At 40.9% G+C, this 26,349-nt stretch carries 22 protein-coding genes and 1 other RNA gene; 14 read left to right on the top strand and 9 right to left on the bottom strand.

What is annotated here, in order from left to right:
* Nucleotides 1-59: 59 nt before the first annotated feature.
* The 5 genes from D9T12_RS09740 to ffs all read right to left on the bottom strand — a co-directional run bounded on the left by D9T12_RS09740 (nucleotide 60) and on the right by ffs (nucleotide 5,884).
* Nucleotides 60-1,958 (bottom strand): Ig-like domain-containing protein, encoded by a 1,899-nt coding sequence (locus D9T12_RS09740; RefSeq protein ID WP_130537991.1) that lies wholly within the window; start codon nucleotides 1,956-1,958, stop codon nucleotides 60-62.
* The gene (gene recR / locus D9T12_RS09745; protein ID WP_130537992.1) at nucleotides 1,959-2,558 is read right to left on the bottom strand and encodes a recombination mediator RecR; all 600 of its coding nucleotides are present in this window, start codon (nucleotides 2,556-2,558) and stop codon (nucleotides 1,959-1,961) included. It lies immediately after the preceding gene.
* Nucleotides 2,559-2,575: 17 nt separating this feature from the next.
* Nucleotides 2,576-2,905, bottom strand: coding sequence for a YbaB/EbfC family nucleoid-associated protein (locus D9T12_RS09750; protein ID WP_130537993.1), 330 nt, complete (start codon nucleotides 2,903-2,905; stop codon nucleotides 2,576-2,578).
* 139 nt (nucleotides 2,906-3,044) lie between these two features.
* Entirely contained in the window at nucleotides 3,045-5,636 is a 2,592-nt protein-coding gene (gene dnaX, locus D9T12_RS09755) for a DNA polymerase III subunit gamma/tau (protein WP_130537994.1), read from the bottom strand.
* A 151-nt stretch (nucleotides 5,637-5,787) separates the two neighbouring features.
* Nucleotides 5,788-5,884: signal recognition particle sRNA small type (gene ffs / locus D9T12_RS09760), an RNA gene on the bottom strand.
* Between the two features lie 413 nt (nucleotides 5,885-6,297).
* On the opposite strand from ffs, the gene D9T12_RS09765 reads away from it, so the two are divergent.
* On the top strand, nucleotides 6,298-6,990 hold the full coding sequence (locus D9T12_RS09765; RefSeq protein WP_240693173.1) for a YdcF family protein: 693 nt from the start codon (nucleotides 6,298-6,300) through the stop codon (nucleotides 6,988-6,990).
* Nucleotides 6,991-7,149: 159 nt separating this feature from the next.
* Here D9T12_RS09765 and hemN read toward each other — a convergent pair whose 3' ends face one another.
* The 3 genes from hemN to D9T12_RS09780 all read right to left on the bottom strand — a co-directional run bounded on the left by hemN (nucleotide 7,150) and on the right by D9T12_RS09780 (nucleotide 11,038).
* The gene (gene hemN / locus D9T12_RS09770) at nucleotides 7,150-8,532 is read right to left on the bottom strand and encodes an oxygen-independent coproporphyrinogen III oxidase (protein ID WP_130537996.1); all 1,383 of its coding nucleotides are present in this window, start codon (nucleotides 8,530-8,532) and stop codon (nucleotides 7,150-7,152) included.
* Nucleotides 8,533-8,698: 166 nt separating this feature from the next.
* Nucleotides 8,699-9,916, bottom strand: coding sequence for an EAL and HDOD domain-containing protein (locus D9T12_RS09775; protein ID WP_130537997.1), 1,218 nt, complete (start codon nucleotides 9,914-9,916; stop codon nucleotides 8,699-8,701).
* A gap of 636 nt (nucleotides 9,917-10,552) precedes the next feature.
* The gene (locus tag D9T12_RS09780) at nucleotides 10,553-11,038 is read right to left on the bottom strand and encodes a hypothetical protein (protein WP_130537998.1); all 486 of its coding nucleotides are present in this window, start codon (nucleotides 11,036-11,038) and stop codon (nucleotides 10,553-10,555) included.
* A gap of 464 nt (nucleotides 11,039-11,502) precedes the next feature.
* Here D9T12_RS09780 and D9T12_RS09785 point away from each other — a divergent pair, with 464 nt between their 5' ends.
* From D9T12_RS09785 to D9T12_RS09840, 12 genes are all read left to right on the top strand, one after another.
* Nucleotides 11,503-11,712, top strand: a complete 210-nt coding sequence (locus D9T12_RS09785) for a TOBE domain-containing protein (protein ID WP_130537999.1) — start codon at nucleotides 11,503-11,505, stop codon at nucleotides 11,710-11,712.
* Between the two features lie 170 nt (nucleotides 11,713-11,882).
* Nucleotides 11,883-13,232 (top strand): alginate export family protein, encoded by a 1,350-nt coding sequence (locus D9T12_RS09790; RefSeq protein WP_130538000.1) that lies wholly within the window; start codon nucleotides 11,883-11,885, stop codon nucleotides 13,230-13,232.
* A gap of 11 nt (nucleotides 13,233-13,243) precedes the next feature.
* Nucleotides 13,244-13,987: a molybdate ABC transporter substrate-binding protein gene (modA, locus tag D9T12_RS09795; protein ID WP_130538001.1), complete on the top strand. Its 744-nt coding sequence runs from the start codon at nucleotides 13,244-13,246 to the stop codon at nucleotides 13,985-13,987.
* A 69-nt stretch (nucleotides 13,988-14,056) separates the two neighbouring features.
* Entirely contained in the window at nucleotides 14,057-14,719 is a 663-nt protein-coding gene (locus tag D9T12_RS09800) for a molybdate ABC transporter permease subunit (protein ID WP_130538002.1), read from the top strand.
* A 20-nt stretch (nucleotides 14,720-14,739) separates the two neighbouring features.
* The gene (modD, locus tag D9T12_RS09805) at nucleotides 14,740-15,588 is read left to right on the top strand and encodes a ModD protein (RefSeq protein WP_130538003.1); all 849 of its coding nucleotides are present in this window, start codon (nucleotides 14,740-14,742) and stop codon (nucleotides 15,586-15,588) included.
* Nucleotides 15,589-15,620: 32 nt separating this feature from the next.
* On the top strand, nucleotides 15,621-16,337 hold the full coding sequence (locus tag D9T12_RS09810) for an ATP-binding cassette domain-containing protein (protein WP_130538004.1): 717 nt from the start codon (nucleotides 15,621-15,623) through the stop codon (nucleotides 16,335-16,337).
* A 567-nt stretch (nucleotides 16,338-16,904) separates the two neighbouring features.
* Nucleotides 16,905-18,290 (top strand): sigma-54 interaction domain-containing protein, encoded by a 1,386-nt coding sequence (locus D9T12_RS09815; RefSeq protein ID WP_130538005.1) that lies wholly within the window; start codon nucleotides 16,905-16,907, stop codon nucleotides 18,288-18,290.
* 295 nt (nucleotides 18,291-18,585) lie between these two features.
* Nucleotides 18,586-19,452 carry a sulfur oxidation c-type cytochrome SoxA gene (gene soxA, locus D9T12_RS09820; RefSeq protein WP_130538006.1) on the top strand — a complete coding sequence of 289 codons (867 nt, stop codon included), beginning with the start codon at nucleotides 18,586-18,588 and terminating at the stop codon, nucleotides 19,450-19,452.
* A 47-nt stretch (nucleotides 19,453-19,499) separates the two neighbouring features.
* A complete protein-coding gene (gene soxX / locus D9T12_RS09825; protein ID WP_206199094.1) occupies nucleotides 19,500-20,183 on the top strand; it encodes a sulfur oxidation c-type cytochrome SoxX in 684 nt (227 codons plus the stop codon).
* Between the two features lie 90 nt (nucleotides 20,184-20,273).
* Nucleotides 20,274-21,287: an MBL fold metallo-hydrolase gene (locus D9T12_RS09830; protein WP_130538007.1), complete on the top strand. Its 1,014-nt coding sequence runs from the start codon at nucleotides 20,274-20,276 to the stop codon at nucleotides 21,285-21,287.
* Between the two features lie 32 nt (nucleotides 21,288-21,319).
* Nucleotides 21,320-21,799: a DsrE family protein gene (locus D9T12_RS09835; protein ID WP_130538008.1), complete on the top strand. Its 480-nt coding sequence runs from the start codon at nucleotides 21,320-21,322 to the stop codon at nucleotides 21,797-21,799.
* A 245-nt stretch (nucleotides 21,800-22,044) separates the two neighbouring features.
* On the top strand, nucleotides 22,045-22,605 hold the full coding sequence (locus D9T12_RS09840; protein ID WP_130538009.1) for a rhodanese-like domain-containing protein: 561 nt from the start codon (nucleotides 22,045-22,047) through the stop codon (nucleotides 22,603-22,605).
* Between the two features lie 68 nt (nucleotides 22,606-22,673).
* On the opposite strand, the gene rlmKL is transcribed toward D9T12_RS09840, so the two are convergent.
* A complete protein-coding gene (gene rlmKL, locus D9T12_RS09845; RefSeq protein WP_240693174.1) occupies nucleotides 22,674-24,923 on the bottom strand; it encodes a bifunctional 23S rRNA (guanine(2069)-N(7))-methyltransferase RlmK/23S rRNA (guanine(2445)-N(2))-methyltransferase RlmL in 2,250 nt (749 codons plus the stop codon).
* A gap of 152 nt (nucleotides 24,924-25,075) precedes the next feature.
* Between rlmKL and D9T12_RS09850 the strand changes: the two genes are divergently transcribed.
* Nucleotides 25,076-26,341: a lytic murein transglycosylase gene (locus tag D9T12_RS09850; protein ID WP_240693175.1), complete on the top strand. Its 1,266-nt coding sequence runs from the start codon at nucleotides 25,076-25,078 to the stop codon at nucleotides 26,339-26,341.
* Nucleotides 26,342-26,349 lie beyond the last annotated feature (8 nt).

Consider the following 26,349-nt stretch of genomic DNA (forward strand, 5'->3'; position numbering starts at 1 on the left):
CTACACACATAAAAAAATCCCGCAATGCGGGATTTTTTATAGTTAGAAATTTTCACAAACTATGGAGCAATCGCATCCGCAGGATCTGTTAAATCAACTGATGCAAACCCTAAACCGCCCTTTGTTGTTACACTAACTTTTAGAACACCTTCTTCCACTTCAGTATTTTCATCGCTTGGTTTAATTCTAAATGAAAATTGAGTGTAAGTATTCGTATTAGGAATAGGGTAAGTAGGCTTTTCCAAAACTTCTCCAATTCCCCCATTATCAACATCGATAGTACTACCTGTTGCAGTTGAAGAGTGGATGACTCTTGAACATGAATCATATTCAAATCTTGAATTAGTCGGCAAAGCAAATCTTGCTCCATTTGAATCTTCACACAAGACGGCACCATCTTCAATCATAGCCCAGAAAGTTGTTGTCCCTTGTAGATTTAAAGCCTGACCATTAACATTCAAACAGATACTTGTATCAAGTTTTCCATTGTTATTCAGACAACTCTCAAAATTTGTAGTATCTGTGACCTGATACAAATGAACAGCTGGGTTATCTTGAGGCATTATTAAAGTAATATTATTAAACACATAAGTCAGAGACGAAGTACAAGAATCATGATCGCAGGTAACTCCGTCATACTGACCATTTCCATTTGGTTGTCCATCACTATCTTCATCCAAACCTGTAAATACACCATCTCGAATTACATCACCATCTAAATCACCTGTAAAAGAACCTGTTTCGTCATAGTCAAAATACTTTTCATCTTTACTTAAAAAACCACTTGCCGTTTGACTGTAACGCCCATTTTCATCGTCATCACGAAAAGCATTCGGTAAATCATCAAAAATCTCTCCTTCATCATACAAACCATTGCTGTTCGAATCATAAAAAGTTTCATGGCCAACCGCATAGGCAAGAATTGTTACACGATGATCATCTGGGCGATACTCTTGACTTTCCCAAGTAACAGAACAGCCACTATTTACTGTCTGACAACTTGCATCGATTTTTCCACCTTCTGCAGTAAAGTAAACAGAAGTTTTATCTGGTACAGGGTTGTTGAATTGGTCTGCCAAACGAATATTCAACTGCGTCGTCACACCATCAAGCATCCAAGCACCATCTGGTGATAAATCAACTGCAGTCAAAGAGAAACTATTTTGGTCTGGAATACCTGTAGTAATAGTTAAGTTACTTGAAAAAGTACTTCTACTTCCGTCCCTTGATAAACTGGCTTTTACAACCACTGACCCAGGCACTGTACCAGAATTAACAGTGGTTGAAACCTCTCCATTTACATCTGAAATAGAAATGTTTCTCGAAAGTGTCAAACCTCCCAATTCAGACTCCAATGAGAAAAAAACTTCCTCATCTTCAACAGCATTTCCATCTGTATCAACAACTCTAAAGGTCACTACTGCAGTTTCACCATAACCTATCCCCCCAACACCTTTTAAAGAAATAATATCTTTACTGGTACCAACAAATTCAACAGAGCCACCTTCAACTGATTCTGCAGAAAATACAAACTCAAAATTTAATGACGCACTCTCACCAGTTTCTGATTGAAGAGTGATTGTGCCGACACTTGCACCAGAAGTTAAACCCTCAGGAGGTAACACTGAAAAACGGGCTATTCCATTAGCGTCGGTTTTAATTGGTGATTGGCTTACGGTTCCGACAGATGAATCGACAGTGATTATTTTGTTAGAAAACCCTTCTAAAGAAGATAACTGAACAGTTCCATTTAAATGACTGCCAGAAGAAATCGATGTTGTCTCTTGAGCCGTTACAGAATCTGAAATACAGAAGCTTAAGCCCTCCTCGCTTACACAAGCACTACCCGTAACGCCATCAGCATTTACGCCATCCTCCTCTGTAGGCCCTCCACAACCTTGCAGAGTTAGCATAGAAATAACCAACAGGCCAATATAGAGTTTCAATTTATTTATCATTTATTCATCCACCTCTTTTCGATACAAAAACGCTTGGGTTAAAGTACCGGGATCGAGGTACTCCAGCTCTGCGCCAAATGGTATGCCTTGCGCCAATCGAGTAACTTTGACAGCATTCTGTTTTGCTATCTGCTGGAGGTAATGTGCAGTGACTTCACCTTCCACCGTCGGGTTTGTTGCAATAATCAGCTCGTTCACTACACCTTCATGCAAACGATTTTCCAAAACATCCAAGCCCAACTCTTCAGGGCCAATCCCATCAATTGGAGATAAATGCCCCATTAACACATGATATTTTCCTTTAAAAACGCCAGAAGATTCAAAACTTAAAATATCCGCCGGGGTCTCTACAACACAAACAACCGTATCATCGCGCCGGTCATCCGAACAAATCGGACAAACCTCTAACTCCGTTAAAGTCCGGCACGTTTGACAATGTCCAATGTTTTCCAAAGCCGCTAAAATGGTTGTCGCCAAATGCTTTGCACCCGACTGATCTCGTTCAAGCAGGTAATAGGCCATGCGCTGGGCAGACTTACCGCCAACACCTGGCAAAACTTTTAATGACTCTATGAGTTCGAGAATTAATGGACTTTGCACAAACAATTCCAATTCAATTAGAAGGGCATTTTCATACCGGCCGGTAAATTCATACCAGATGTTAAACCACCCATTTTCTCTTGAGTGACATCTTCAACCCGACGCGAAGCACTGTTCACCGCTGCGGCAAAAAGATCTTCCAGCATCTCTTTGTCATCCATAATAGAATCGTCAATTTCAACTTTCACCAACTCATGCTTTCCTGTCATGATAACTTTTACCATGCCACCACCGGCTTGACCTTCGACTTCCATCTCAGCAATTTCCTGTTGCGCTTTTTGCATATTCTCTTGCATCTCTTGCGCTTGCTTCATTAGATTTCCAATACCACCTTTTCCACCAAACATGGGTCTTCCTTTGTTGTAAAATTAATTAATAAAACCTGTTTACAAGTTCATATCGCAAACAGAAATCATATCTTTAATGCTCAAAATCATATCAAGCATTACTGAATTTGTCTTTGTTGAAAATAACTTTCTGAAAATTTTACTCTTTAACCGAGAAAGTGTTCTCCAATACCTGCATATCAAACGCTCCGACCAACTGTTGTAAAGCTGAGTCTGACAGCAAGGACTGTTTGGCATTTTCAAGCTTTTGCTGGGACTGTCTTTCAAGAAATTGACTAGGAGTCTCTGATAAATTTTCTTGCGCAATCGGCCAAGCTTGCCATTCAACAGTTGATTTACAATATTGACTAAGAGCTTGTGCGATTTCTTGTTTTATCGAGTCAACATGAGGATAGTCATGTTCAGGCATTAGCGCCAAATTAAAACTTTCACCGGCCGGTAATAAAATGGAATTCAAGGCCACTTCTCGCTTCATCCCTGAAAATTTTAACACCTCAATCCATTGCATCCATTTAGTTAAATTCTGGGAAGGCGTAAGACTTTGCTCAAAGTCGGTCAAGCTATTAAAACCAATGTTTTCTGGCACTCTTGTATCTGTGGCTGAGTTAATCCTTTCTATGCCCGTAGAATTCACATCTGTCGCCACTTCTCGAGTCTCTTGGACTCCTTCAACACTATTTTTTACCGGCCGGCCAGTGTTTTCAGCAGCTTCAGTTTTATCGGAGTTTTCAACCCAAGGAACATCATAAAACTGCGATAAGTCTTCAGACTGATTCATTTCTGCTTGAAGAACCTCTTGGGAAGCATTTTGCTGCATCGCCTGCGTTGAAAGAGCTGATTCTTCGATGTCATTTTGGGTGTGATTAGACTGCCCCCTACCATCATCTGTGCTATCAACAGCTTTTGCTTTCGGTAGATCTTCCAACGAATTTAAATGGTGATCCTCGGCCTTATTTGTTGATAACTGATTTTCGCCTTCCCAAGGTAAATCAACTTTTTCTTCAAGGAAGGAGCCATTTTGCGGCTCAGCTATTTCATCATTTTGCGATTGAAAACGATCTGGAACTTGATTTAAGGAATGGCTTGATTCCGAAGATGAGTCAGTCGTTTTAAACTCTCTCAAACCCACACTTACCTTGGAATCACTTTTAGCATGAGAAGAGTCGTCAGACTTAGCTGATGCAGGAGCTTGCAATGCCTGTAAACGCGCTTGCAACATTTCAGAATGGTTCACCGGTTGAGGCTGAACGACCTCTTCAACAGGTGTTTTTAAAATTTCAGAGTTTTCACTTAGCTCAACTTTTTTTTTTGCAGCACTTGAAACCAAAGATCGAGCAGAACTAAGGTGACTCATAGCGTCATTAATTCCCATGTCTTGAATCATTGATGGTTCATCAGGACGGATTCCTGATGCCAATCCAGAATCTAAAGAGTCTTTACTGGGGTTCGCCCCTGTATTTGAGCTTTGAACATTTGGACCTTGCGCCCCTTGATACGCATGAACCGAAGGTTTTTCTGACGTGATAACAGGCCCTTGCTGGCTTATGGTAGAACTCAAACTTTGGTTAGTTTGGACAGTCTCCATTTGGGTAGAAGGCGTTGATTTTCCAAATCCATGAGAGTCTGGAGTATGCACTTCTTGTACCGCCTTGGGAGAAAAGGCCAACATTCTCATCAGCCCCATTTCAAAGCCAATTCGGATATCCGGAGATAGCAACATATCTTGCTTGGTCAGCAAAGCAATTTGATAAAGCATTTGCACTCTTTCCGCCGATAAACTCTCAGCAAAGGCGGTCAAAGTTTCATCTGGCAGCCCAGAATTTAAATTCACGTCTTGAAAGACCTGATGATAACTAATCGCATGTAAAGCCTCAATCAATTGAGTCAAAAGGGCTTGGTAATCTACCCCCATTGCGCCAATATCCATGATGACCGCTTTTAAATCCTCAGATGCATAGTCGGCAAGAGCCTCTAAAACTCGGATAGTAAACTGTTGATCCACCAAGCCCAGCATTGTCTGCACCGACTCAAATTGAATCGCTCCACCACTGTAAGCAATGGCTTGATCCAGTAAACTTAATGCATCTCGCGCAGAGCCATCCGCACTTTTCGCAATCAACCCCAAAGCGGATTCTTCAAATTTCAAAGACTCCTGTGATAACACATAAGCTAGGTGACTCTGAATCTGCTCAATCGTTAAACGCATTAAATTAAACTGCAAGCAACGCGACAAAACCGTAATGGGTAGCTTGTGCGGATCGGTTGTCGCCAAGATAAATTTCACATGCTCTGGAGGCTCTTCCAATGTTTTGAGTAACGCATTGAAACTGCTTTTTGAAAGCATGTGCACTTCATCAATCAGATATACCTTGAAACGGCCTTGTGTGGCTGCAAATTGCACGTTATCCAAAATTTCACGTGTATCATCTACTTTGGTTTTTGAAGCCGCGTCCACCTCAATCAAATCAATGAATTTACCTTCATCAATGGCTCGACAGTTATCACAGACACCACAAGGCGTTGAACTGATTCCTTGCTCGCAATTCAGAGCCTTGGCAAAAATGCGTGCAATCGTGGTTTTCCCCACTCCGCGCGTGCCCGTAAATAGATAAGCATGATGTAAACGGTTTTGATCCAAAGCATTTGCCAACGCTTGCATCACATGTTGCTGCCCGACTAATTCAGCAAATTTCTTTGGACGCCATTTACGCGCCAAAACCGTATAACTCATAGACCTATCCCTGAGAAAAACAATAATTTATGTATGAAATTGAGACGTTATTCTAACGTGAAGAGAGGCTAAAATAGCAGTTAATTACAAGCAATCTTAAAGGAGATGGATAATTTAGAAATTAAATGAGGTGCTTAATAAATGGTGGCAACTCTATCCGCCTGACCTTGGCGCACGCATCAGCTAGTACCGTTGCTTCCTTCCGGACCTGGCGGGGTTTCCAACCTAGCGTCGCAAGGGGACGAATAGAATCACCATAATGTAATTTATCTAAAAGAGTATCAGATAAATGGCAAGAGCCTGATTACCAGAATAAATCAAAGTAACCTCGAGCAACATCCAATTGACTAATCAATGCCAATCAGGACATAGCCACTCTCTCACGATGCGCATTCTATAACCCGACTACAGTTTTGTCAAAACTAAACTCGAACACACCTTTCTGCTTTCTGTAAAAGACCTTTTGACGGCTGGCAGTAACTCATACACAATAGACATAAACACCTATCACAGAGATTCTATGGACTTCTTCACAGATAACTTATTTTTCTTTATCTCCAAAGTGGCCTGGGCACTCCTAAGCCCCAGCAACCTGTTAATTTTCTTGTTTATCCTAGGAACTGTTTTTGTAATTTTAGGCCGTCGAAGTGCCGCATTAAAAATGCTTATTCCCACAAGCGTTGTTGCATTGATGATTTCAATCTACCCAGTCAGTGATTGGCTCATAGAGCCTTTAGAAAAACGTTTTCTTGCACCTGAAACTTTACCGGACACAGTAGACGGGATCATTATTTTAGGGGGTGGAGAAGATGTTTCCGTCGGTATCAGTTGGAATTCAAAAGAAATTGGATTAGCTGGAGACCGGTTCATCAGCACTCAGGAGCTGGCACAAATCTATCCAAAAGCTCCGATTATTTTTACCGGTGGAGTAGGACAACTGACCATGCACAGCCATCTACAAATGCAGCTAAGCACTCAAAACTCACCGCTTGGTTCTCAGATTTTACAAGGCTTAGGCATCGAGCCTGAACGGCTTGTTGTCGAGCGTTTATCGCGAAATACCTTTGAAAACTTTAAAAACATCCAACCGTTATTACCCAATTCAACCGGCCGGTATCTATTAGTCACTTCTGCATATCACATGCCCCGTTCCGTAGGCATTGCTCGAAAACTACGGATTAACGTAATTCCTTACCCTGCGGATTATCGCTCTACTCACGAAAATTTTAGAAGGATTGATTTTGACTTTTATGGACATTTACAAGCACTGGAACCCGCTTGGAAAGAATGGATTGGCTTAACAGCGTATTACTGGACAGGCAAAACTAGTGAGTGGTTTCCGAAAGAAAACTAACTTTCCCAAGTCAGACGTATCAAATCTAAGTACCTGTGTTGAGTTTTAAAAAGATGCTGTAAACCCATCCTTGAGGCGCTCGGCGCAGAACTTCCTATTCTGCGACGCTTTTTAAAACTCAACACAGGCACGTCGCCAACAAAAGTTTTGGAAAAGAACTTAAATCACCTTCGAAAAACGGTTCTGCATATCCGGCTTCAAATAAGCATCAAATACCATACAGATGTTTCGAATCAACAAACGGCCTTTAGGGGTTACAAATATATCTTTGCCATCCAGCGTAATCAAACCGTCTTCAACCATCGGTGCGAGGTTCTGAATCTCTTTAGCAAAATACTCATCAAAATGAATCTGCCATTGCTGATTTATCACTTCAAAATTCAAATGAAAGTGCGAAATCAAACGGGTAATCACATCTCGTCGCAATTCATCATCTTCGGTCAGTTGCACTCCTCGAAAAACGGCTAATTCACCCGAATCAATCGCTTCATAATATTCTGCCAAACTTTTACGATTTTGCGCATAGGTATTGTTTACCAAAGAAATTGAGGTTGCCCCCATTCCCACCAAATCACATTCCGCATGGGTTGAGTAACCCTGAAAATTTCGATATAGGGTTTCATTGCGCTGAGCCACCGCAAGTTCATCGTCGGGCTTCGCAAAGTGATCCATTCCTATGTAGACATAACCTGCTTGCAAAAGACGCTCAGTCGCAGCATGCAGAATGGCCAACTTTTCGTCTGGATTTGGCATATCTGCTTCATTCATTTTCTTTTGAGTTGGGAATAAACTTGGCATGTGTGCATAATTGAAAATCGAAAATCGATCCGGTTGTGCTTCTAGCACTCGATCCAATGTACGGATAAACCCTCTCTCAGTTTGATGTGGCAAACCATAAATCAAATCGACATTGACCGACAAAAATCCAGCTTCACGCGCACCTTCCAACACCTCAAAAGTTTCTGCCTGCGTTTGAATACGATTCACCGCTTTTTGGACTTTTTCATCGAAGTCTTGCACCCCCAAACTCATTCGGTTAAAGCCAAGTTCGCGCATCAACAACACGGATTCTCGATTAGCCTCTCGAGGGTCAATTTCAATTGAGTATTCTCCGGAATCATCATCATACAAATTAAAATGCTGACGAGTTTTATCCATCAGAGCACGCATTTCATCATTATTAATAAAGGTCGGAGTACCACCACCCCAGTGCAGCTGTTCGACTTTTCGGCTTGAATCAAACAATTTGGATTGCATTTCAATTTCTTTAAACAGACGATCCAAATATGGTGTAGTTTTTGAACGGTCGCGCGTCCAGACTTTATTACAGGCACAAAAAAAACAAACCGTGTCGCAAAACGGAATATGGAAATACAACGACAAGCCACGATCAGACTCATTACTTCGTTTAGCCGCCGCTGCATAGTCGCTCATTCCAAACGACTCATCAAACTGCAACGCAGTTGGGTAAGACGTGTAACGAGGTCCTGTTTGGTTATAGCGCTTAATTAACGCTTCATCGAATTGAATTGCCTGTTGCATCGCCCGATTCCTCTCATTATCTTCAGTCGCGAGAATCCTAAAACATTTGGTTTAAAATCAAGTTAATCGAGCACAAGAAATACAAATACAGACATATGAAATCCATCGTTAGCCTTAAATTAAGCCAAATGCTTTGCAATTCTTTTCTGGTAAACCCACTTCCACCTTAATTCAAGCTCGACAAAGTTTGCGACGCCCATCCATTGGCAGACATATAGCTGTTGGAAATCGCCATAATATCCATACTTTCAAAACCAGCCATCAAGACTTGGGTATTTCCTTGCTCCATAGAACGAGCAATAAACAAACCTTTACCCATCGAACCTTTCTGATCCGTTAAAGCAACTTTAACTTCATCCGACAAAGGAAGTTCATCAACAATATCAACCATTGGTTCTTTCAAAAACGCATTCAACGTTGAGAAAAGCCCGACCATGAAATAGCGCTCTGCCTGATCTTTTTGATTGATCGCTTCTGCCACCATCTCTAAAAACTTTGCTCGAACCAGAGCCGTCATCAATAATTCTTCTGGAACATCATCCACTTCCGACATCATCAACATATTGACCCAAAATTTCAGACGCTTAAGCCCCATGAAATTGACCGCATCTTTCAAGGATTCCACAACGTAAGGCAATTCATTCTGAGGGTGATTAATAGCGGATAGCAGTTTATGCGTCAATCCAACATCAGCACCAATCGTTTCTGCCAAAGCGCTAAATTCCACATCAGGATTATTCACTTCGGCCAAAAGTTTTAACATTGCCAGTTTGTTGCTGGAAATTTCTTTCTTCGTGGAGACAACTGGATTAGTGAAAAAATACCCTTGAAATAGCTTTGCACCTTTATCTCTTAGGGTTTGGAACAACCCTTCTGAATCAACTTCTGTCACGACCACTTCCAGACTTTTATCGTGTAATTTAGTCAAAATGGTATTAAAAACATCGCTACTCGCTGTCTTTTGGTTGATTTTCACAAGCTTTGCAATCGATAAAAGCTTGTCATGCGCTTCTGTCTGCTCATAATTTTGCATGGCAATTTTCACACCAGCCTGCATCATCTCTTTAATCGATTCCAAGGCTTCTTTGTGCGCCAGTAAATCCACATTCACCTCAACATAGAGATTCGAAATCGGTTCAATATTGGGTAATAAGTCTAATTTCAACATTTCAAGTGGCGCTTGATAAAAAACAGGCTTGTTTGACGTTAATTTGTCAAAACCAATATTTTCAGTCACACCTTGCCATAAAGACTTCGCTTCATCATGCCAATCTTGAAGCGTCAACTTCGCACCTTGCACCGGCGTAACACTCAATTGATAAGCAAACAGCGTTTGCGTCGCATCTAAAATAGGTAATTTATTTAGCAGTAAGTTGTGATGCATATTTCACCCTCTGATTTTTTCTTCTTCTACTTTATGTTTTCTCGTGAAACTTCAAATAAGGACATAAAAACTGAAATGAGATTTTTTGTAATCTTCTACCCAATACGGTTGGATTTATCCTAATCCAATTTTCACAATGTTAGAACGAAAAAGTAAACAAAAGCAAAACAGACTTGATTGAAAACTATTTACCGGCCGGTAAAGTTTGTTGAATTTACTGTTAAATAAGAAATAAAAAACCCCAAAGTTGATATCCAACATTTGGGGTTAATTTATCAGCCAATGATTTAAGGAGCCTCTGATTGAATCAGACTAAAATTCTGCGAGACTTCTAGTCCGATTATTTTAGGCGTGGCACACCGACCTTTGTTATTCTAAGATTAAGGGTCATAACAACAAAGAATCATGCTAGAAGACTCGCCCACAGGGGCTTAGCCAAATTAGTCATCTCTGCGTTGTGAAGTATTGCAAGGTCTAGACATTCCTGCAACTTCACGCCTTGACCTGAAAAATTTGGCGTTGCCAAAAATTGATCCGATTCGATCAGAGAATCCTTAAGAGTTTGTTTCAAAAATCGCGAAGTACTTTTACACAAAGTTAAAATTTTTCGCGTTCATCATCAATAATGAACTGAAATCATTTATAGGCCTTATTTTTCATGCCTTTTAGAAATTCTGGGTAAATTTCATTTATCAACTTTGTGTATTGCTCATTATTGAGTTGCGACTTCACAAACTGATGACATTTAATCTTCCCATTCGCTAACTTATTTCGCAATGCTTGAATCTCATCATTGCGTGCTTGCAATTGCTTCCAACTCGCCCCTTTCAAGGCATCATCATGCGACTGGCTCTCTAAGCTTAGAATCTGTTTTGACAATTTTGCTCCGCCCGGTGCCTTTTCATTTTTAAACTTATTAAACGCTTTACACTGCTCGGCAGATAACCCCAGCTTGCTCTCACTATTTAGCACCACCGGCAAAAGGTTTGGCATATAAGTGGTGTGTAACGTCACTTGAATGTTTTGTGGTGTTTGTGTCGGCACTTCACAGATACCGGCCTGAGCCTGGCCCATTGCCAAAACTAAACCAGATGTCATTGCGATTTTAAGTAGTGATTTCATTTTTTCTCCAAATGTCTTACAGAGTGAACAATTAATGTTTGAATTTTTTGAAATAGTAGCACAGCAAAACCTAGTTATAAATTTTTTCTATACATAAATCAATTTTTCAAAAATCACTAGAATCTGAATTGGCAACAGACCCTAATCAAATTGACTTTCATACCAAAGACTCATAGAATTCAAAACCATTATTTCTTTAAAGTAATAACGTAAAAATCCCGTGTTAATTCTACGCATTAAGCTCAACTTAACACTTATCTACAGTAAATAAAATCCTAAAATATTTGAAAAATATCGCCGTTATGAATTGAATTGATTTAATGAATTTTTTATATTCTCGCTGCTATCAAAAAGACAAATGCATTAATAAGTATTAAAGAGAATGAATAATGCACTTTATGACCTCTTTTTAAACTCAAAATTTGTTATTCAAATATCAAAACCAATCCAATGGAGAATAAACTATGAAATTTAGCGCACGTAACCAAGTAAAAGGTACTGTAAAAGCGATCAACAAAGGTGCTGTCAATACTGAAGTTGTGATTGAAATCGCATCAGGTGTTGAGATTGTTTCTATCATTACCAACACGTCAACAGATAGCTTAGGACTTGAAGTGGGCAAAGAAGCTTATGCGGTTGTTAAGGCTTCAAACGTTATGGTCGCAGTAGACTAAGACGAAAAAATTAACCGGCCGGTAACCTTTACAACCACCAGCCAGTTAACATAAAAAAACTCCAAGGGGAATTTGGAGTTTTTTTCGTACAACGATATGTACAAAAGTAAATATTACTTTATTTACATAACCTTTTAAATCCTTAAATTTACTTAGAAAATACAAAACCTATGAAAACTTTATCCCCCAACATTCAAATTCTGTTTTTGAGTTCAGGTCTGTTTTTGTCAAATTTAGCGCACGCAAACACTGAGTTATTTGTTGAAATCCGTGAGCGCGCGGAACATCAAGAAAATCTCAATGACAAATTTTATGGCAACCATCCAAAAGTCGGCGAAGCTTCAGATAGCTATCTTCTTAGTCGGATTCGAGTCGGTCTTGACCACCAATTTTCTGAACATCTAAAAGGCCGTATTAGCCTGCAAGACAGCCGAGTATTGGGCTGGGGCTTTGACGATAAAAATTGGGTCAATAGCGAATTTGGCGGTATTGAAAACAATCCTCAATCCGATCCAATGGAGTTGGGTGAAACTTGGCTGCAATATCAAGCGGGAGCTGTAACGACAAAAGTCGGTCGCCAAGCGATCTTTTATGGCAATAAACGTGTTTTTGGCCCTGGGGCTTGGAAAAACTCCGGCAAATGGGTTTGGGATGCCGCAAAGGTTCGTTTCAAACACGAAAAACACTGGGTGGATGCATTTTATGGCAAAACCATGCTACATGATCCAAACGAATTCAGCCTAGAACATGGACACGGCTTCACTGGAAAAGGGCTTTATGGCCACTTAAAAGCATCTGAAAACTTGGTCATCGAGCCAATGTTGTTCACTAAATTCAATGATGACAGTAATGACTATTTAGAAAAAGACCTTTACTACTACGGAACCAGAGCAGTTTTCAAAGATTATGGCTTTAAAGTCGATGCAACCTACCTTCTACAAAAAGGCGATATTCTGAAAACAACTTCGAAGAGCGTCGATGTCGATGCCTATGGTTACAATCTGGACATCAATTACCGACTCTCTCCAAAATGGATGCTTGGTGCGACCCATGCTTTTGCAACCGGTGACGACAAATCAACACCAGAAAACGAGCGTTTTGATGGAGCCTATGGCGCATCAGATAAATACTATGGCCGAATGAATTTAATGGGGTGGTCGAATATAGCGGATTATGGATTTTTACTGAACTATCGCCCACACCGTGATTGGGAATTCCAAGCAGAATATCACCAATTTTATGCCGATGTCGTTGAAGATTCATGGCGTGCTTATAAAGCCGCTACTGCAACTGCTGCCAACAACCCTCTAAAATCATCAAGCGATCACTACGGCAATGAAATCGACCTGACCGCCGTTTATAAAATGAATAAACAGTGGAACTTCCAAGCTGGATTAGGTGTCTTTATGCCAGGAGAGGCCATTAAACAATCCGTTGCCAACGGCACAAAATTCTTAACGGATGACACGGCTTATTCCGGTTTTTTTCAAGTGCAATATAAATTTAAACACGCTCTATAAGAGACATATTTATGAAAACTCTATCTAGATTATTACACAAACTTATGGGAGCAACGCTGGTTGGTGCCCTTTTCTCTTTCAGCCAAATCGTCACTGCGGCCGATTTGTTAATTGTTGCGGGTGGCGGCTACAAAAAACCGATGCAAGCTGTCATTCATGACTATCAAAAAAACTCTGGTAAAGCGGTCGATGCCAGCTACGGTAATATGCGTCAAATTTTGGCTCAGGCCAAGGCCTCAGGAAAAATTGCACTGGTGGTAGGTGATGAGAAGTTTTTGAATCAAACGGATCTATTCTCCGCTTACCAACCGATTGGTAAAGGTAAATTGGTCATCGCTTGGGCAAAAGGCAGCCCTGCCATTAAAACGACCAAAGACTTAACCAACCCTGAAATCAGCCGTATTGCTCATCCACATGCTAAAAAAGCGATTTACGGACGTGCGGCAATCGAATGGTTGACTTCTAACAAGCTACAAAACCCTTTAAGTGAAGTGTTAATGCAAGCTTCGACCGTCCCGCAAGTCTCTTCATACCTTGTCGCACGAGAAGTTGATGCAGGCTTTATTAATCTCACCGATGCCATTGGTTTAGGCGACCGTATTGGGGGCTACACACTTTTAGACAGTGGTTACAGCCCGATTAAAATAGTTGCTGGAACGCTTAAAGGGCACGAGAACAATTTGGAACTCAAGGCGTTTAAAGCCTTTTTACAAAGTGAACAAGCCAAAACCTTGTTTACCCAATTTGGTCTATAAATCACCTATGTTTTATCAGATGTGTCAGCAATGACTCAGTTATTAATACGTTATTAACAGGTCATTAATATGTCATGTTCACTTGGACCTTTATGGATCAGTTTAAAGGTTATGTTGCTCAGCGGTGTTCTACTAATCATTATTGGTTTACCCCTAGCATGGCTACTGAGTCGTCCAAAATGGCGAGGGCAAGGAATGCTTGAAATCTTTGTCACCTTGCCACTGGTATTCCCTCCTATTGCCATCGGTTTTTTTCTTTTACTTTTACTGGGGCGTGATGGATGGCTGAACCAGATGCTTCCGGCCGGCTTTCAATTTGAATTGATTTTTTCCTTTAGCGCGTTATTGATTGCCAGTGTCATTGCAGGACTGCCGTTAATGATTAAACCCATTCAAGCAGCATGGCAAAGCGAAACGACTTACTTGGTAGAAGCCTCTTATGGTTTGGGTAAATCACCTTGGCAAACCTTTTGGGCAATTACTTTACCCAGTATTGCACCTGCAGTTGCCGCTGGCTTAACGCTTGGCGTTGGACGCGGCATGGGCGAAGTCGGTATGAGTTTAATGCTTGGCGGCAATTTGATTGGACAAACCGATACCCTATCACTTGCTATTTATAACTCAGTTTTAGATGGCGATTTTAACTGCGCAATGCAATTTACTTGGATTTTAGCGGTGATTGCAATGAGCCTATTTATAGTTCTACGTCGCTTAGGGCGCAAAAATTACTAACCCAATTAAAGAGAAACTCTATGATTTTTTTTCAAACCCACGAAATCGAAGCTTGGATTAATGAAGATGCACCTTTGGTTGATTTAACCAGTCACTTGCTTGGCGTTGAAGAACAGCCTTCAGAATTGACCATTCGCACTCGCCACACAACTCGCCTAACCATGATGGAAGAAGCGGCACGCATTTTTGAAATCTTAGGCGCAAAAGTTGTGCACTGCGCCCAATCTGGGCATGACGTCGAAAGTGGCGCCATTATTTTTCAAGCCGTTGGTCGTGCCGATGTCCTGCATCGCGGCTGGAAAGTAGCGATGAATTTATTGGAATATTTGTGCGGAGTCGCCACACTCACCGCCAATATGGTCAAACAAGTCGAAGCCGTCAGACAGATTCCGTTACTCGTAACACGCAAACATATTCCAGGGATGAAAAAGGCCATGACCAAAGCAATTCTCAATGGCGGCGCTCATCCACATCGTTTAGGTTTATCCGAAACCATTTTGGTCTTTGACAATCATCTAAATGTTATTGGCGGAAGAGAAACTCTCAACCACAAAATTCCCGCAATGCAGGCTGCAGCCTGTGAAAAGAAAATTTCCGTGGAATGTGACACTTACGCTCAAGCTTTGCAAGCTGCGAACGCCGGTGCCGATATGATTCAATTTGATAAGGTACCGGTTGATGAACTCATTGAATGGAATCTAAACCTGAAACAACAATTTCCAACAGTAAAAGTTCTGATTGCCGGCGGGGTGAATCCAGACAATGTTCAAGACTATGCCAAATCCGGCGTCGACGGCATTGTTTTAAGCTCTGTCTATCATGCAAAACCGGCAGACCTAGGCGTCAATATCCAACGACTAAGCGATTAACACCCTGCACAAAATAGAATTTAGAAACTTTTATGAACAGTTCTACACATTTAACACCACAATCATTGCATTTCATGCTCAAAGGAACTCTACAAAGTGCTATGGGCGCTTTAGCCGTAGAGTGGTCTGCAACCATTGAAGCAAACCAAACTATTTTGCTGACAGGCGAATCTGGTAGCGGTAAAACCACATTAATGCGTGCTTTAGCAGGCTTACCGAGTCAATTAAGTGGAAAGGTTCAGTGGGGACAAGAACTTTGGCAAACCCAACAAAAAATTCACCGACCGGTATATAAACGCCCTATTGGCATGATGTGGCAGCAGTATGCACTGTTTCCACATCAAACCGTTGGTCAACAGTTGCTATTTGCTCATAAAAGCAAAGAACGTGCACAAGCCTTACTCAAAGCCGTTGGCTTGAGCCGATTAACAGAGCGCTATCCACATCAGCTCTCCGGTGGCCAGCAACAACGTCTAGCATTAGCCCGAACCTTAATGCGTTCACCCTCTTTGTTATTATTGGATGAACCCTTAAGTGCGCTGGATATTGATACGCGTGAAGAAATTTTAGAATGGTTAAGAGTCGAACGCGCACAACACCCGTTTAGCATGATCGTCACTAGCCATGACCCCAAAGATTGGCAATTATTTGACCCACAAAAATGGCGGATTAAAGACGCAAATTTATTCATGGATCAAAGCAATCAAAAAGCCGACCAGACACAGGTCATGCGTGAAAAAATCGCTTAAATACGGATGCAAAATTTTACCGGCCGGTTATTTTTCTTAACCAAACCTTCACTATTTAAGATCCAATGAAGATCTAAAATTTTAATAAAGCCCAATCTAAGTACACCAAACTAAACTATCGTGAACGAATCAACCAAACATAAATCTGATTGGCACTTTAGACCTAACCTCTCTATATCCAGTCAACTACCCTACGGCAATCAAAAAAAGACAAGCATTTGCTAACAGTCAACTCACTTAACAAGGGTTTGCTACCCAAAGATTTCCTTAACTCATCTCGTCACGAAAACTCATAAAAATCTAGTTTTATCGCAACAGCTCAGTCTATTAGGCAGATTCATACTCTTAAAATGAGCGGAAAACCTCTACCAACCCAATATGAGATTTTTAAAACAAAACTCTTCCCGATTCATCTCACATTATTGACCATTAACAAAGACAAAGAATGACAACCACTTTTACCAAAGTGAAATTTTAACTAGAATATCGTTATGTATTAAAAAACATATTGATATTCTAGATTAACTAAAATGTAACAAAACAATTCAACTAGACGGATGCCAGAACATGATTAATAACAAACTTCGCCTTCTAATCCCAAGTACTATTGAATCGGAATTCAGGCAACTTACCTTAAAAAACAATATTAAATTTGAAATTCTTATTTTTGACTCAAGTGAAATCAACGCATTAAACCCATCTACTACTCGAAATGTTGACTTACTTTGGCTTTGCTCCCAATCACCAAATTTTAATGAACACTGGCAGGAAGGCCTCAAACTTAATCCACAGCTACAAATCATTATCAGTCTTAAGCTTGGTCAAACTGAGACAGCAATCAATGCCTTTCACCGTGGAGCCTTTGATGTAGTCATAAAACCTTTTAATCACATTCAAATCGACAATACTCTCAGTCGTGCTTATGATTTTCTCCAACACCGTGAACGAATTTGGCAACAACAAAGTCAAGAAATTCATCAATCCACTGACTCTCAAAGCCTACCTATCTCAGAAAGTCCAGCCATGAAACGAACCTTGCAGCGTATTCATCAAGTACTTAATCATCCCGTACCTGTACTTCTAATGGGCGAAACGGGAACTGGAAAAAGCGTGCTTGCCAATTATCTGCATAAACAAAGCGAGCGTAATCAACAAAAATTTTTAACCGTTAATTGCGGAGCTCTAAGCCCTACTCTGCTTGAGTCAGAATTATTTGGCCATGAAAAAGGGGCATTTACAGGTGCAGCTCATCGCAGAACAGGCCTGCTTGAAGCTGCTGATGGCGGAACTCTTTTTCTAGACGAAATAAACAGCGCATCCCCCGAATTACAAGTCCGTCTTTTACAATTTATACAAGAAAAAACATTACTCAGAGTAGGTGCACGCACAGAAGTTCAGGTCGATGTACAATTGATCTTTGCAACCAATCAAAGCTTACAACCTCTCGTTAAAAGTGGACATTTTCGAGAAGATCTATTTTTCCGATTAAATATATACCCTATTGAGATCCCATCATTGAGGAATCGAATTGAGGACATCTCATATTTAGCCGCCCGTTTTTTATTCAAACACTCTCCAAAACTAAAAAAACAAGTGCAATCATGTGCACCTGGGGTTTTGGATATCCTTCAAAGCTACCATTGGCCAGGAAATGTTAGAGAACTTGAAAACGTCATTCAAAGAATTCTAATTTCATGCCAAGGAAATCGGGTTGAGTTACATGATCTTCCCCCAGAAATTTTCACTACTCAACAAAAGAATTTTTCAACGAGCAATGAAAAACACTCTTCTCATTTTTCACCACATCCTCTATTTCCAGAGCAAGCAACCTTAGAAGAAATTGAACAACTTTGGATTATCCAAACACTTGAACGATTTCAAGGCAATAAATCGGCAGCTTCAAAGGCTTTAGGCATTAATCCAACGACGCTATGGCGTAAATTACGAAGTTAAAAACCATGAATCCGCTAGTCATTACAACGCAAAAAACATTGCTTTATGCAATCTAAAGTTGCAACTTGCAATCACAAAATTAACTTGTTCAAAGGGAACTCATCATAAAACCATATTCATAACCAGTCCCCTCAAACCCAATAAAAACCATAACATATTGAATTTAATAATCTTTTAGTAAAGTAACAGTGACTTAAAACCTTATATCGATTCAATTGGCACGATTCTCGTTATATCCTAAAAGACATAACGTATTCAAAAAATTGAAATTGTGAAAAAAGAGGAATAATTCAAGATGAAACTATTCAACCCCAACTTAAAGTTGATTCTAGCAATCGGGCTAAGCTTACCGGTAATAGCTGGAGTGAGTGCACATAACTTTGTACAAGCTTCAGACGATACAAAATTTTCTGAATATCGAGATTCTTTGGCCGATGGAAATCCAGGTGAATTTTGGGTTGATGACGGCGAAGAACTTTTTTTTCAAAAAAATGGGCCAAAAAACGCAAGTCTAGAAAAATGTGACTTTGGACTCGGTCCAGGCGTGCTTGAAGGTGCTTACGCACAATTACCACGCTATTTCGCTGACACAGATAAAGTCGAAACACTTGAAAGCCGTTTAATGACCTGCATGAAAACCCTGCAAGGACTCAACGATCAGGATATTGAAGACCACTATTTACAAATTCATTACCTCAATGCGGCCGAAGAAGACAGCCGAGTCTCCCCTTTGTCTCAGCTAGCGACCTTCGTGGCCTCAAAGTCAAATGGCCTGAAATTTCAAATTTCTCTTGAACATCCAAAGGAAAAACATAGCTATGAGCTCGGAAAAAAAACGTTTTGGCATCGAATGGGCTCAATGGACCTTTCTTGCGCGCACTGCCATGCCGCTCCTGGTCGCATACTAAGAGGGGTTGAACTGCCAATTATGACTAACCCCGAAAGGGCTGGAAAAGTAATGGGGGCATTTCCTGCCTATGTGAATAAAGACGGTAACGTCAGAACGCAATGGTGGAGAAACCAAAGATGCATACTTGCAATGCGCTTACCTTGGCTGAAAACAGGCTCAGAAATTGACGCTGCCCTAATTCTATATCAAGTCAAAAAAGCATCTCAAAGCGAAGAAAAAATCTCCGTACCAGGCATTAAGCCTCGAGCTTAAGTGAGACAAAACTCTCAACCATGACCAAATAAGGAATTTAAAGAAAAATGAACAAAAGAACAATTGCAAAACTCTGCTTTGGATTAATTGCCATTCTTACAAGCATCGCCTCCGCACAGGAAGACGATAGTAAAGATCGCGGCAAGTCAATTTCCGAGTCGGAATTTTTATCCGCAGTAAAGTCCAGTTTTAAAGTAAATAACGATGCCGAGTGGAAACGCTTCACAGATCCAACACTAACGATTTGCAACAAAACAATGGATCGTCCCAGCGGGGCTCAAGTGAAGCAGATTCTACAACGAGAAAAATCCTCCATTACACTTCCAAAACATGGCAATTACATGGGAAATTGGGAAAAAGGAAAAATTTGGGTAGAAGGAGCACACGGTGGTCGCATAGGCTTACCGGGCTTTGCGGATGCTGACAATCCTGCTAAACCCAATGGTGCCAACTGTTATGCCTGTCATGCTGTCGATCCAAACTTCCCACAAAATGGCAACATGGGGCCAAGTCTCACCAATTTTGGCAAGATTCGTGGTCAAAGCACTGCAATTCAAAAATACACTTATGAATACATTTTTAATGCTAAGGCATTTAATCCATGCTCTCTAATGCCTCGATTCGGTCATGGCGAAGGCCATTTACTAACAGCTGAGCAAATTGCCGATGTCGTAGCCTTCTTACTAGACCCAAAATCTCCAGTAAACCTTCCTAAAAGGGATACACCTTAGGCGCTGAATGAGCATTTATCAACATAACATCGATTAAATCCAAAATTGGAAAGCTTCGGTAATAACTTCAACAAGTAAAAGAAGAAAACTATGCAATCTAACGATCTAGTAAACACTGTACGTCGTGACTTAATTAAGCGTTTTTTTGGAATCACTGCAGCGGTTGCAGTGGGAAATGTACCATTACAGGTTCTTGCATACCAAAAAGACGATTTCTTTGTGCCTGATGTGACCCCAATCAAAATTAGTGACCATATCTATGCTTTATATGCAAGAGGCGCTTGGCCAACTGCTGAAAACCAAGGTTTTTTTGCAAATATTTATCTAGTGGACACATCCGCAGGAATCGTTGTTTTAGACACGGGAACATCGGTTCACATTGGCAGAATGGCGATTCGTGCAATAAAACAACATTTTAATAAGAGCGTAGTTGCCATATTTAACAGTCACTATCATGGTGATCACTGGCTTGGTAACCAAGCTTTTAAAGAAGCATTTCCAAATGCACCAATTTATGCTCATCCTGAGGCTAAAACCGCCATTCAAAATGCCATCGGTGACGAGTGGCTTCATCAGATGATGAATGCCACTTCGGGAGCTGTCAAAGGAACTCAAGTCGTTGCACCCACAGAAGGGGTTGAACATAACCAGTTGTTTGAGTTTGGTAATGTGAAACTTAAGGTCCATAGCTACGGACAAGCCCACTCTCCTGTAGATATTATGATTGAAATCGTCAATGACAAAGCCCTCTATGTAGGTGACATTATTATGGAAAACCGTATCGGCAACCCGAGCGAAACTTCTTTTAAAGGTTATATATCCACCCTTAATGAGATTGATCAGAACCTTAAAGGCTATCTATTAATGCCTGGTCACGGCAAGCCGGGGAAAACGGCTTTACTTAAGAGTTACCAAGAAATCATGAATGGCATTTACGAGAATGCAGTTAATGGTGTCGAACAAGGGCTAAGTATTAGTGAAACCAAAGATTTAGCCTTAAAAGACCCTAGAATCAAAAAACATGCACAAACAACGGCTGGGTTTGAAGAGTTTGGAAAATTTGTCAGTGTGGCATACACACAAGCAGAACTAGAACTCTTTTAATGTTACCAACAATCGATTAATAGGAATATGTCATGAAAAATATAAATTTTAATGCACTTTTTTTGGCATCGGCTATCACATTCACCATGCTTTCGAGTAACACAGTGTTTGCAGACGAACTAGAGAAAGTTGTCTATCACGTAGACTTTTCACAAGCAGATCGTTTTTCTGCAACACTCACTTCAGTGAACAACATGTTAGTTGAATACGAAAATGCCTTTAAAGACTATGAAGTGAGTATTGTATTTGTGGGACTAGGTGCCCGCTTTGTAACGGATACCGAAAAAGCAGGTACCAGCGAAAAACTGAATCAACGACGAAAAGAGCTCAGCGCCCGTTTAAAGAATCTTCACGACATGAAAGAAGTCAAACTTTCGGTGTGTAATAACACATTAAAAGACTTTGGCCTGAAGGACAGTGAACTCTACCAAGGCGTCGAAACAGTTCCTTCTGGGGTCGTCCACCTTGCATCCTTACAAAAAAATGGAGCGGCTTATTTAAAAATCCAATAATTGGATTGTTCAAGAATATTAATAAAAGAACAGAAATACTAATTTATAAAAACTTCCATAAAAATTATATAAACCTTTTCATTTTGGCTTTGGAGGAAGCCATTGCCGATGATTTCGGCACTTAGCAGAACCAAGCTCCCGAAAAGATTAAACTTCTCGAAGTTGAAATACACAAGAGAAATTTTAAGCTGCGGATGGCAAGGTTTTGCTCTTTTTATTTACTTTATCAGAGGAGATAACCTAGAATGAAAAAAACACTGCTAACAAGCTCAGTGCTGATGCTTAGCCTTTCAGTTTCAGCCGCACCAACGCCTAACGACCCAAAAAAACAAACACCACAAGGGCTTTATGTTGATTCTAAAGAAGCCTACGAAATGCTTCAAACAGACCCTACTGCAATTCTAGTTGACGTACGCACACCTGAAGAATGGCAATTTGTTGGTCACACTCATTTAGCAAAGATAATGATTCCTTCTGTACTGTTTGACTACACGCAATACGATGAAAAAAAGTTACGTTATAAATCCGTCTCCAACAGCCAGTTTATTTCACAATTTGAGGAAGCAGCCGCAAAACTCAACGCAAGTGAAGAATCCAAATATATTTTAATGTGTCGCTCCGGCTCATCAAGAGCACAACCCGCAGCCAAAATGCTTGACCAGTACGGCTATAAAAACATCTATGTAATGACCGATGGTTTCGAAGGTTCCAAAACCAAACGAGGAGACAAGAAAGGATTCCGACTCGAAAATGGATGGAAAAATTCGAACTTACCTTGGACTTATAAAATCCAAATACCAAAGTAATAATCTGTAAAAACTGATATTCAATTTGATATTTATTTTCATGTCGCTCTCCACCTGGTCTACAGGTTTTACCCAGCTTTGTCTGGGCTTTTTTTATGTGGGCGAATTAACCAAACCTGATGAATTTTTTGATTCCGTTTAAAATCTTCCGGCATAGTTTTGCGCGTAATATCTTCAACATCAAATTGCATCTCGACCAATTCATCAAGCTTAAATTTTCTTAAGTTATTTGAAAATACCATCACGCCATTTGGTGTTAGCAACTGCATGGCTTTGCGAATCATCCAACCATGATCACGTTGGATATCCAACACCCCTTCCATTTTCTTCGAGGAAGAGAAAGAAGGAGGGTCCATAAAAATCACATCAAACTGTTTCTTTTCACCGGCCGATTTATCTGCTTCTTCTGCCAACCACGCAATGACATCTGCACGCTCAAGCATATGTTTTCGGTCATCAATTTGATTCGCCCAGAAATTATTCTGCGCCCAGAAAAGATACGTTTTCGACATATCCACACTTAAGCTGCTTTTTGCACCCTTTGCAGCGGCAATTGCTGTGGCCGAAGCGGTATAACAGAACAAATTCAAAAGAGATTTTCCCTTGGACAATTCCGCTACTTTGGCTCGAACATCGCGATGGTCTAAGAACAATCCTGTATCCAGGTAATCCTGGAAATTGACTCGTAACTTCACGCCATTTTCAATGACCGTGAAGTATTCTTTCGACTCATCCATACGTTCATATTGACTCGCCCCTTTTTGACGTTCGCGTACCTTAAAAATGATTTTACCGGCCGGTAATTCCATCACATCCGGCAACACCGACATGGCTTCATGCAAACGTTTTTTTGCTTTCTGTCGGTCCACCGTCTTAGGTGGCGCATATTCATTGACCACCAGCCATTCGCCTTCTTCGAGAGTTTGATAATAATCAATCGCTAGAGAGTATTCCGGCATATCTGCATCATAAACACGGTAACAATACGCTTTCGTTCTGTTCGCCCATTTTCGAAGCTGTTTCAAGTTTTTTCGCAACCGGTTGGCAAACATCTGAGCACCTTCAGAATTTGCCAAATCAGGAAACGTTTTTTGCACCTGCTCTGCAATGTCAGCACCGCCTTTAATCGCAGGTTCTCGATGAAACTCTTTGGCAATATCAAATCGCAACAACTTACATTCCAAAGGCCCATTGGCAAATTCATGAGAGCGCTTAGCTTTAATGCCCAAATACATCCCTAACTCGGAATTACAAGTCAAAATCGCCGCTTGCCAACCGTCAAATTCTGCCTTGAGGTAATTACCCAAATGTTGATAAAGCTCTTTAACCTCTTCAATCTCCCCCAAACGCTCTCCATAAGGAGGGTTGCTAATCACTAAGCCCGTTTGCCAATCGCCCCATTTTCTGCCCTGTTCAACGGTCATCTGTTTAATTTCGATAGAGTCTGCATAACCGGCATTTTCAATGGCTTCTTGCGCAATATCCAACGATTTATGGGAGGCATCTGAACCATAAATATCCGGAAGGTTTCGCAACCCTTCCGACTCACGATGCTGCGCCTCAGTAATTAAATCTTGCCAAATCTGCGGTTGATGCATTTTCCAATGATTAAGCAACATCTGGTCAGCTTTTTCCAACCCCGGCGCCAGATCAGATGCCATCATCGCTGCTTCCACCAAAAATGTTCCCGACCCACACATCGGGTCATACAAACACCCTCCATTTGAAGCAATTTCTGGCCAACCCGCTCGCATTAACAAAGCCGCGGCAACATTCTCTTTTAAAGGAGCTGTTACCTGTTGTCCTTCTCGGTAACCACGTTGGTGAAGACTGTAACCAATCAAATCGATACTAAGCGTTAAACGGTTTCGGTTTAAATGCCCGTGAACTCTCAAATCAGGTGAGTAACGATCAACTTCAGGACGCGAACCAGAAAAATCTCGAAAATAGTCAACAATGCCATCTTTAATTTTTAAGGCACCATAATGGCTATGATCGATACCTAATCCTTTTCCTGAAAAAGACACGGCGAATGTGCCTTCTGCACTCATATGTTTTTTCCAGTCGACTTTGGCAATTGTCGGCGTCAAATCATCTTGACTGTCTAGTTTGGTATCCAATACCACCAAAAATATCCGATTCGCTAAACGTGACCATAAACAACAGCGATAAAGCGTTTCAATATCGGCTTGAAATGCAATTCCTCGAGGCTGAGCTTTAACCTCAGTTGCCCCCAAAGACATAAATTCTTCACGGCAAAGCTCATTTAAACCACCAGCAGTAGTGGCAAAACAACTTAATGACTTCATATTCAACATAGGGACGACTCTCAAAACGGATTTGCTGGCAAGATGCCATAAAAAAAATTGCCTCTCATTTTACTGGTTTTTCACTGTTACTTTGAGGCTCTTTCAGTAGAATAGTTGCTCAACAGGCTTGTACTTAACAAATATTCAACGGATTGACTCTTATGTTTCGAGCAAAAAAACGATTCTTTTTTGACCTACCTCTTATAACGGTTTTCATGGCAAGTGTTTTAACGTTGGCAGTGCAAAGCTCAACAGTACAAGCTCAATCTAATTCAAATGTGGCTCAACAAGGCTTCGAAAAATGGCTAAGTGGTTTTAAGCAAAGAGCTTTACAGGAAGGCATTTCAAACAGAACACTTGAACAAGCATTTGAAGACGTTTATGTTAGCGACAAAGTTCTCTCCTCTGATCGAAAGCAGCCAGAATTTCGTCGCACATTTTTTCAATACTTAAATAGTGCTGTCTCAACCACTCGCGTTTCTCAAGGCCTAGCTCAATTCCGTCGCTACCAACGACTGTTAAAGTCAGTTGAAAAAAAATATGGTATCCCAGCAGAGGTACTTGCTGCATTTTGGGGGATGGAAACCAACTATGGTGGTTACACAGGCAATCTACCTATTATCCAGTCTTTGGCAACACTTGCTTACGATCCAAGAAGAAGCGTCTTTTTTTCAAAAGAGTTAATTGCTGCGCTGAAGATTCTCGACCGTGGACATGTCAACTTATCAGATATGAAAGGCTCATGGGCAGGAGCAATGGGACAAGTTCAATTCATGCCAAGTAACTATTTAAAATACGCCATTGATGGAGATGGCAATGGCAAAATCAATCTCTGGAAAAGCCTTCCAGATGCATTCCACTCAGCCGGTAACTTTTTACAGTCACTTGGTTGGAATCCGGATGAAACCTGGGGATACGAGGTACAGCTTCCCAAAAATTTTGATTACGCGCTTGCCGATGGAAAAATTGAAAAATCTATCTCACAATGGAGAGCTTTAGGTGTCAAAGGCAAAGACCCAAGCGGAAAAACCAAACCAGGGCACCGTGCGCGCCTGATTTTACCGAGTGATTACCGCGGCCCCGCATTTTTAGTGTTTGATAACTTCAAAGTCATCAAACGTTGGAACAACTCTAACAATTACGCTTTAGCAGTCGGCTATCTTTCCCAGAGAATCAAGCAAGGCCCAAAGCTGTCAAAATCCCAACCTGCCAATGACAAAAACTTAAGCTTAACGGAACTAAAAGAACTCCAAAACAGTCTTAACCGTTTGGGCTATTCAGCTGGAACCGCCGATGGAATTGCGGGGAGTAAAACCCGCAGTGCCTTGAGAGCATTCCAAAAATCACAAAAACTTCCGGCCGATGGCCATCCATCGGTGCAAGTTTTGGAAAAATTGCGACAACTGTTGCAATCTGCCGAGCGCTAAACCGAGAC

Source organism: Thiomicrorhabdus indica (genome assembly GCF_004293625.1).
Taxonomy (GTDB): Bacteria; Pseudomonadota; Gammaproteobacteria; order Thiomicrospirales; family Thiomicrospiraceae; genus Thiomicrorhabdus; species Thiomicrorhabdus indica.

What these genes read in the sequence shown, in the direction of transcription:
- modD (WP_130538003.1), top strand. Translation starts at nt 14,740, where the DNA reads ATGATTTTTTTTCAAACCCACGAAATCGAAGCTTGGATTAATGAAGAT.
- D9T12_RS09780 (WP_130537998.1), bottom strand. Translation starts at nt 11,038, where the DNA reads ATGAAATCACTACTTAAAATCGCAATGACATCTGGTTTAGTTTTGGCA.
- D9T12_RS09835 (WP_130538008.1), top strand. Translation starts at nt 21,320, where the DNA reads ATGAAAAATATAAATTTTAATGCACTTTTTTTGGCATCGGCTATCACA.
- D9T12_RS09775 (WP_130537997.1), bottom strand. Translation starts at nt 9,916, where the DNA reads ATGCATCACAACTTACTGCTAAATAAATTACCTATTTTAGATGCGACG.
- D9T12_RS09740 (WP_130537991.1), bottom strand. Translation starts at nt 1,958, where the DNA reads ATGATAAATAAATTGAAACTCTATATTGGCCTGTTGGTTATTTCTATG.
- modA (WP_130538001.1), top strand. Translation starts at nt 13,244, where the DNA reads ATGAAAACTCTATCTAGATTATTACACAAACTTATGGGAGCAACGCTG.
- D9T12_RS09765 (WP_240693173.1), top strand. Translation starts at nt 6,298, where the DNA reads ATGCTTATTCCCACAAGCGTTGTTGCATTGATGATTTCAATCTACCCA.
- D9T12_RS09790 (WP_130538000.1), top strand. Translation starts at nt 11,883, where the DNA reads ATGAAAACTTTATCCCCCAACATTCAAATTCTGTTTTTGAGTTCAGGT.
- D9T12_RS09785 (WP_130537999.1), top strand. Translation starts at nt 11,503, where the DNA reads ATGAAATTTAGCGCACGTAACCAAGTAAAAGGTACTGTAAAAGCGATC.
- soxA (WP_130538006.1), top strand. Translation starts at nt 18,586, where the DNA reads ATGAAACTATTCAACCCCAACTTAAAGTTGATTCTAGCAATCGGGCTA.
- hemN (WP_130537996.1), bottom strand. Translation starts at nt 8,532, where the DNA reads ATGCAACAGGCAATTCAATTCGATGAAGCGTTAATTAAGCGCTATAAC.
- D9T12_RS09840 (WP_130538009.1), top strand. Translation starts at nt 22,045, where the DNA reads ATGAAAAAAACACTGCTAACAAGCTCAGTGCTGATGCTTAGCCTTTCA.
- D9T12_RS09815 (WP_130538005.1), top strand. Translation starts at nt 16,905, where the DNA reads ATGATTAATAACAAACTTCGCCTTCTAATCCCAAGTACTATTGAATCG.
- rlmKL (WP_240693174.1), bottom strand. Translation starts at nt 24,923, where the DNA reads ATGTTGAATATGAAGTCATTAAGTTGTTTTGCCACTACTGCTGGTGGT.
- D9T12_RS09810 (WP_130538004.1), top strand. Translation starts at nt 15,621, where the DNA reads ATGAACAGTTCTACACATTTAACACCACAATCATTGCATTTCATGCTC.
- D9T12_RS09800 (WP_130538002.1), top strand. Translation starts at nt 14,057, where the DNA reads ATGTCATGTTCACTTGGACCTTTATGGATCAGTTTAAAGGTTATGTTG.
- D9T12_RS09830 (WP_130538007.1), top strand. Translation starts at nt 20,274, where the DNA reads ATGCAATCTAACGATCTAGTAAACACTGTACGTCGTGACTTAATTAAG.
- soxX (WP_206199094.1), top strand. Translation starts at nt 19,500, where the DNA reads ATGAACAAAAGAACAATTGCAAAACTCTGCTTTGGATTAATTGCCATT.
- D9T12_RS09850 (WP_240693175.1), top strand. Translation starts at nt 25,076, where the DNA reads ATGTTTCGAGCAAAAAAACGATTCTTTTTTGACCTACCTCTTATAACG.
- D9T12_RS09750 (WP_130537993.1), bottom strand. Translation starts at nt 2,905, where the DNA reads ATGTTTGGTGGAAAAGGTGGTATTGGAAATCTAATGAAGCAAGCGCAA.
- dnaX (WP_130537994.1), bottom strand. Translation starts at nt 5,636, where the DNA reads ATGAGTTATACGGTTTTGGCGCGTAAATGGCGTCCAAAGAAATTTGCT.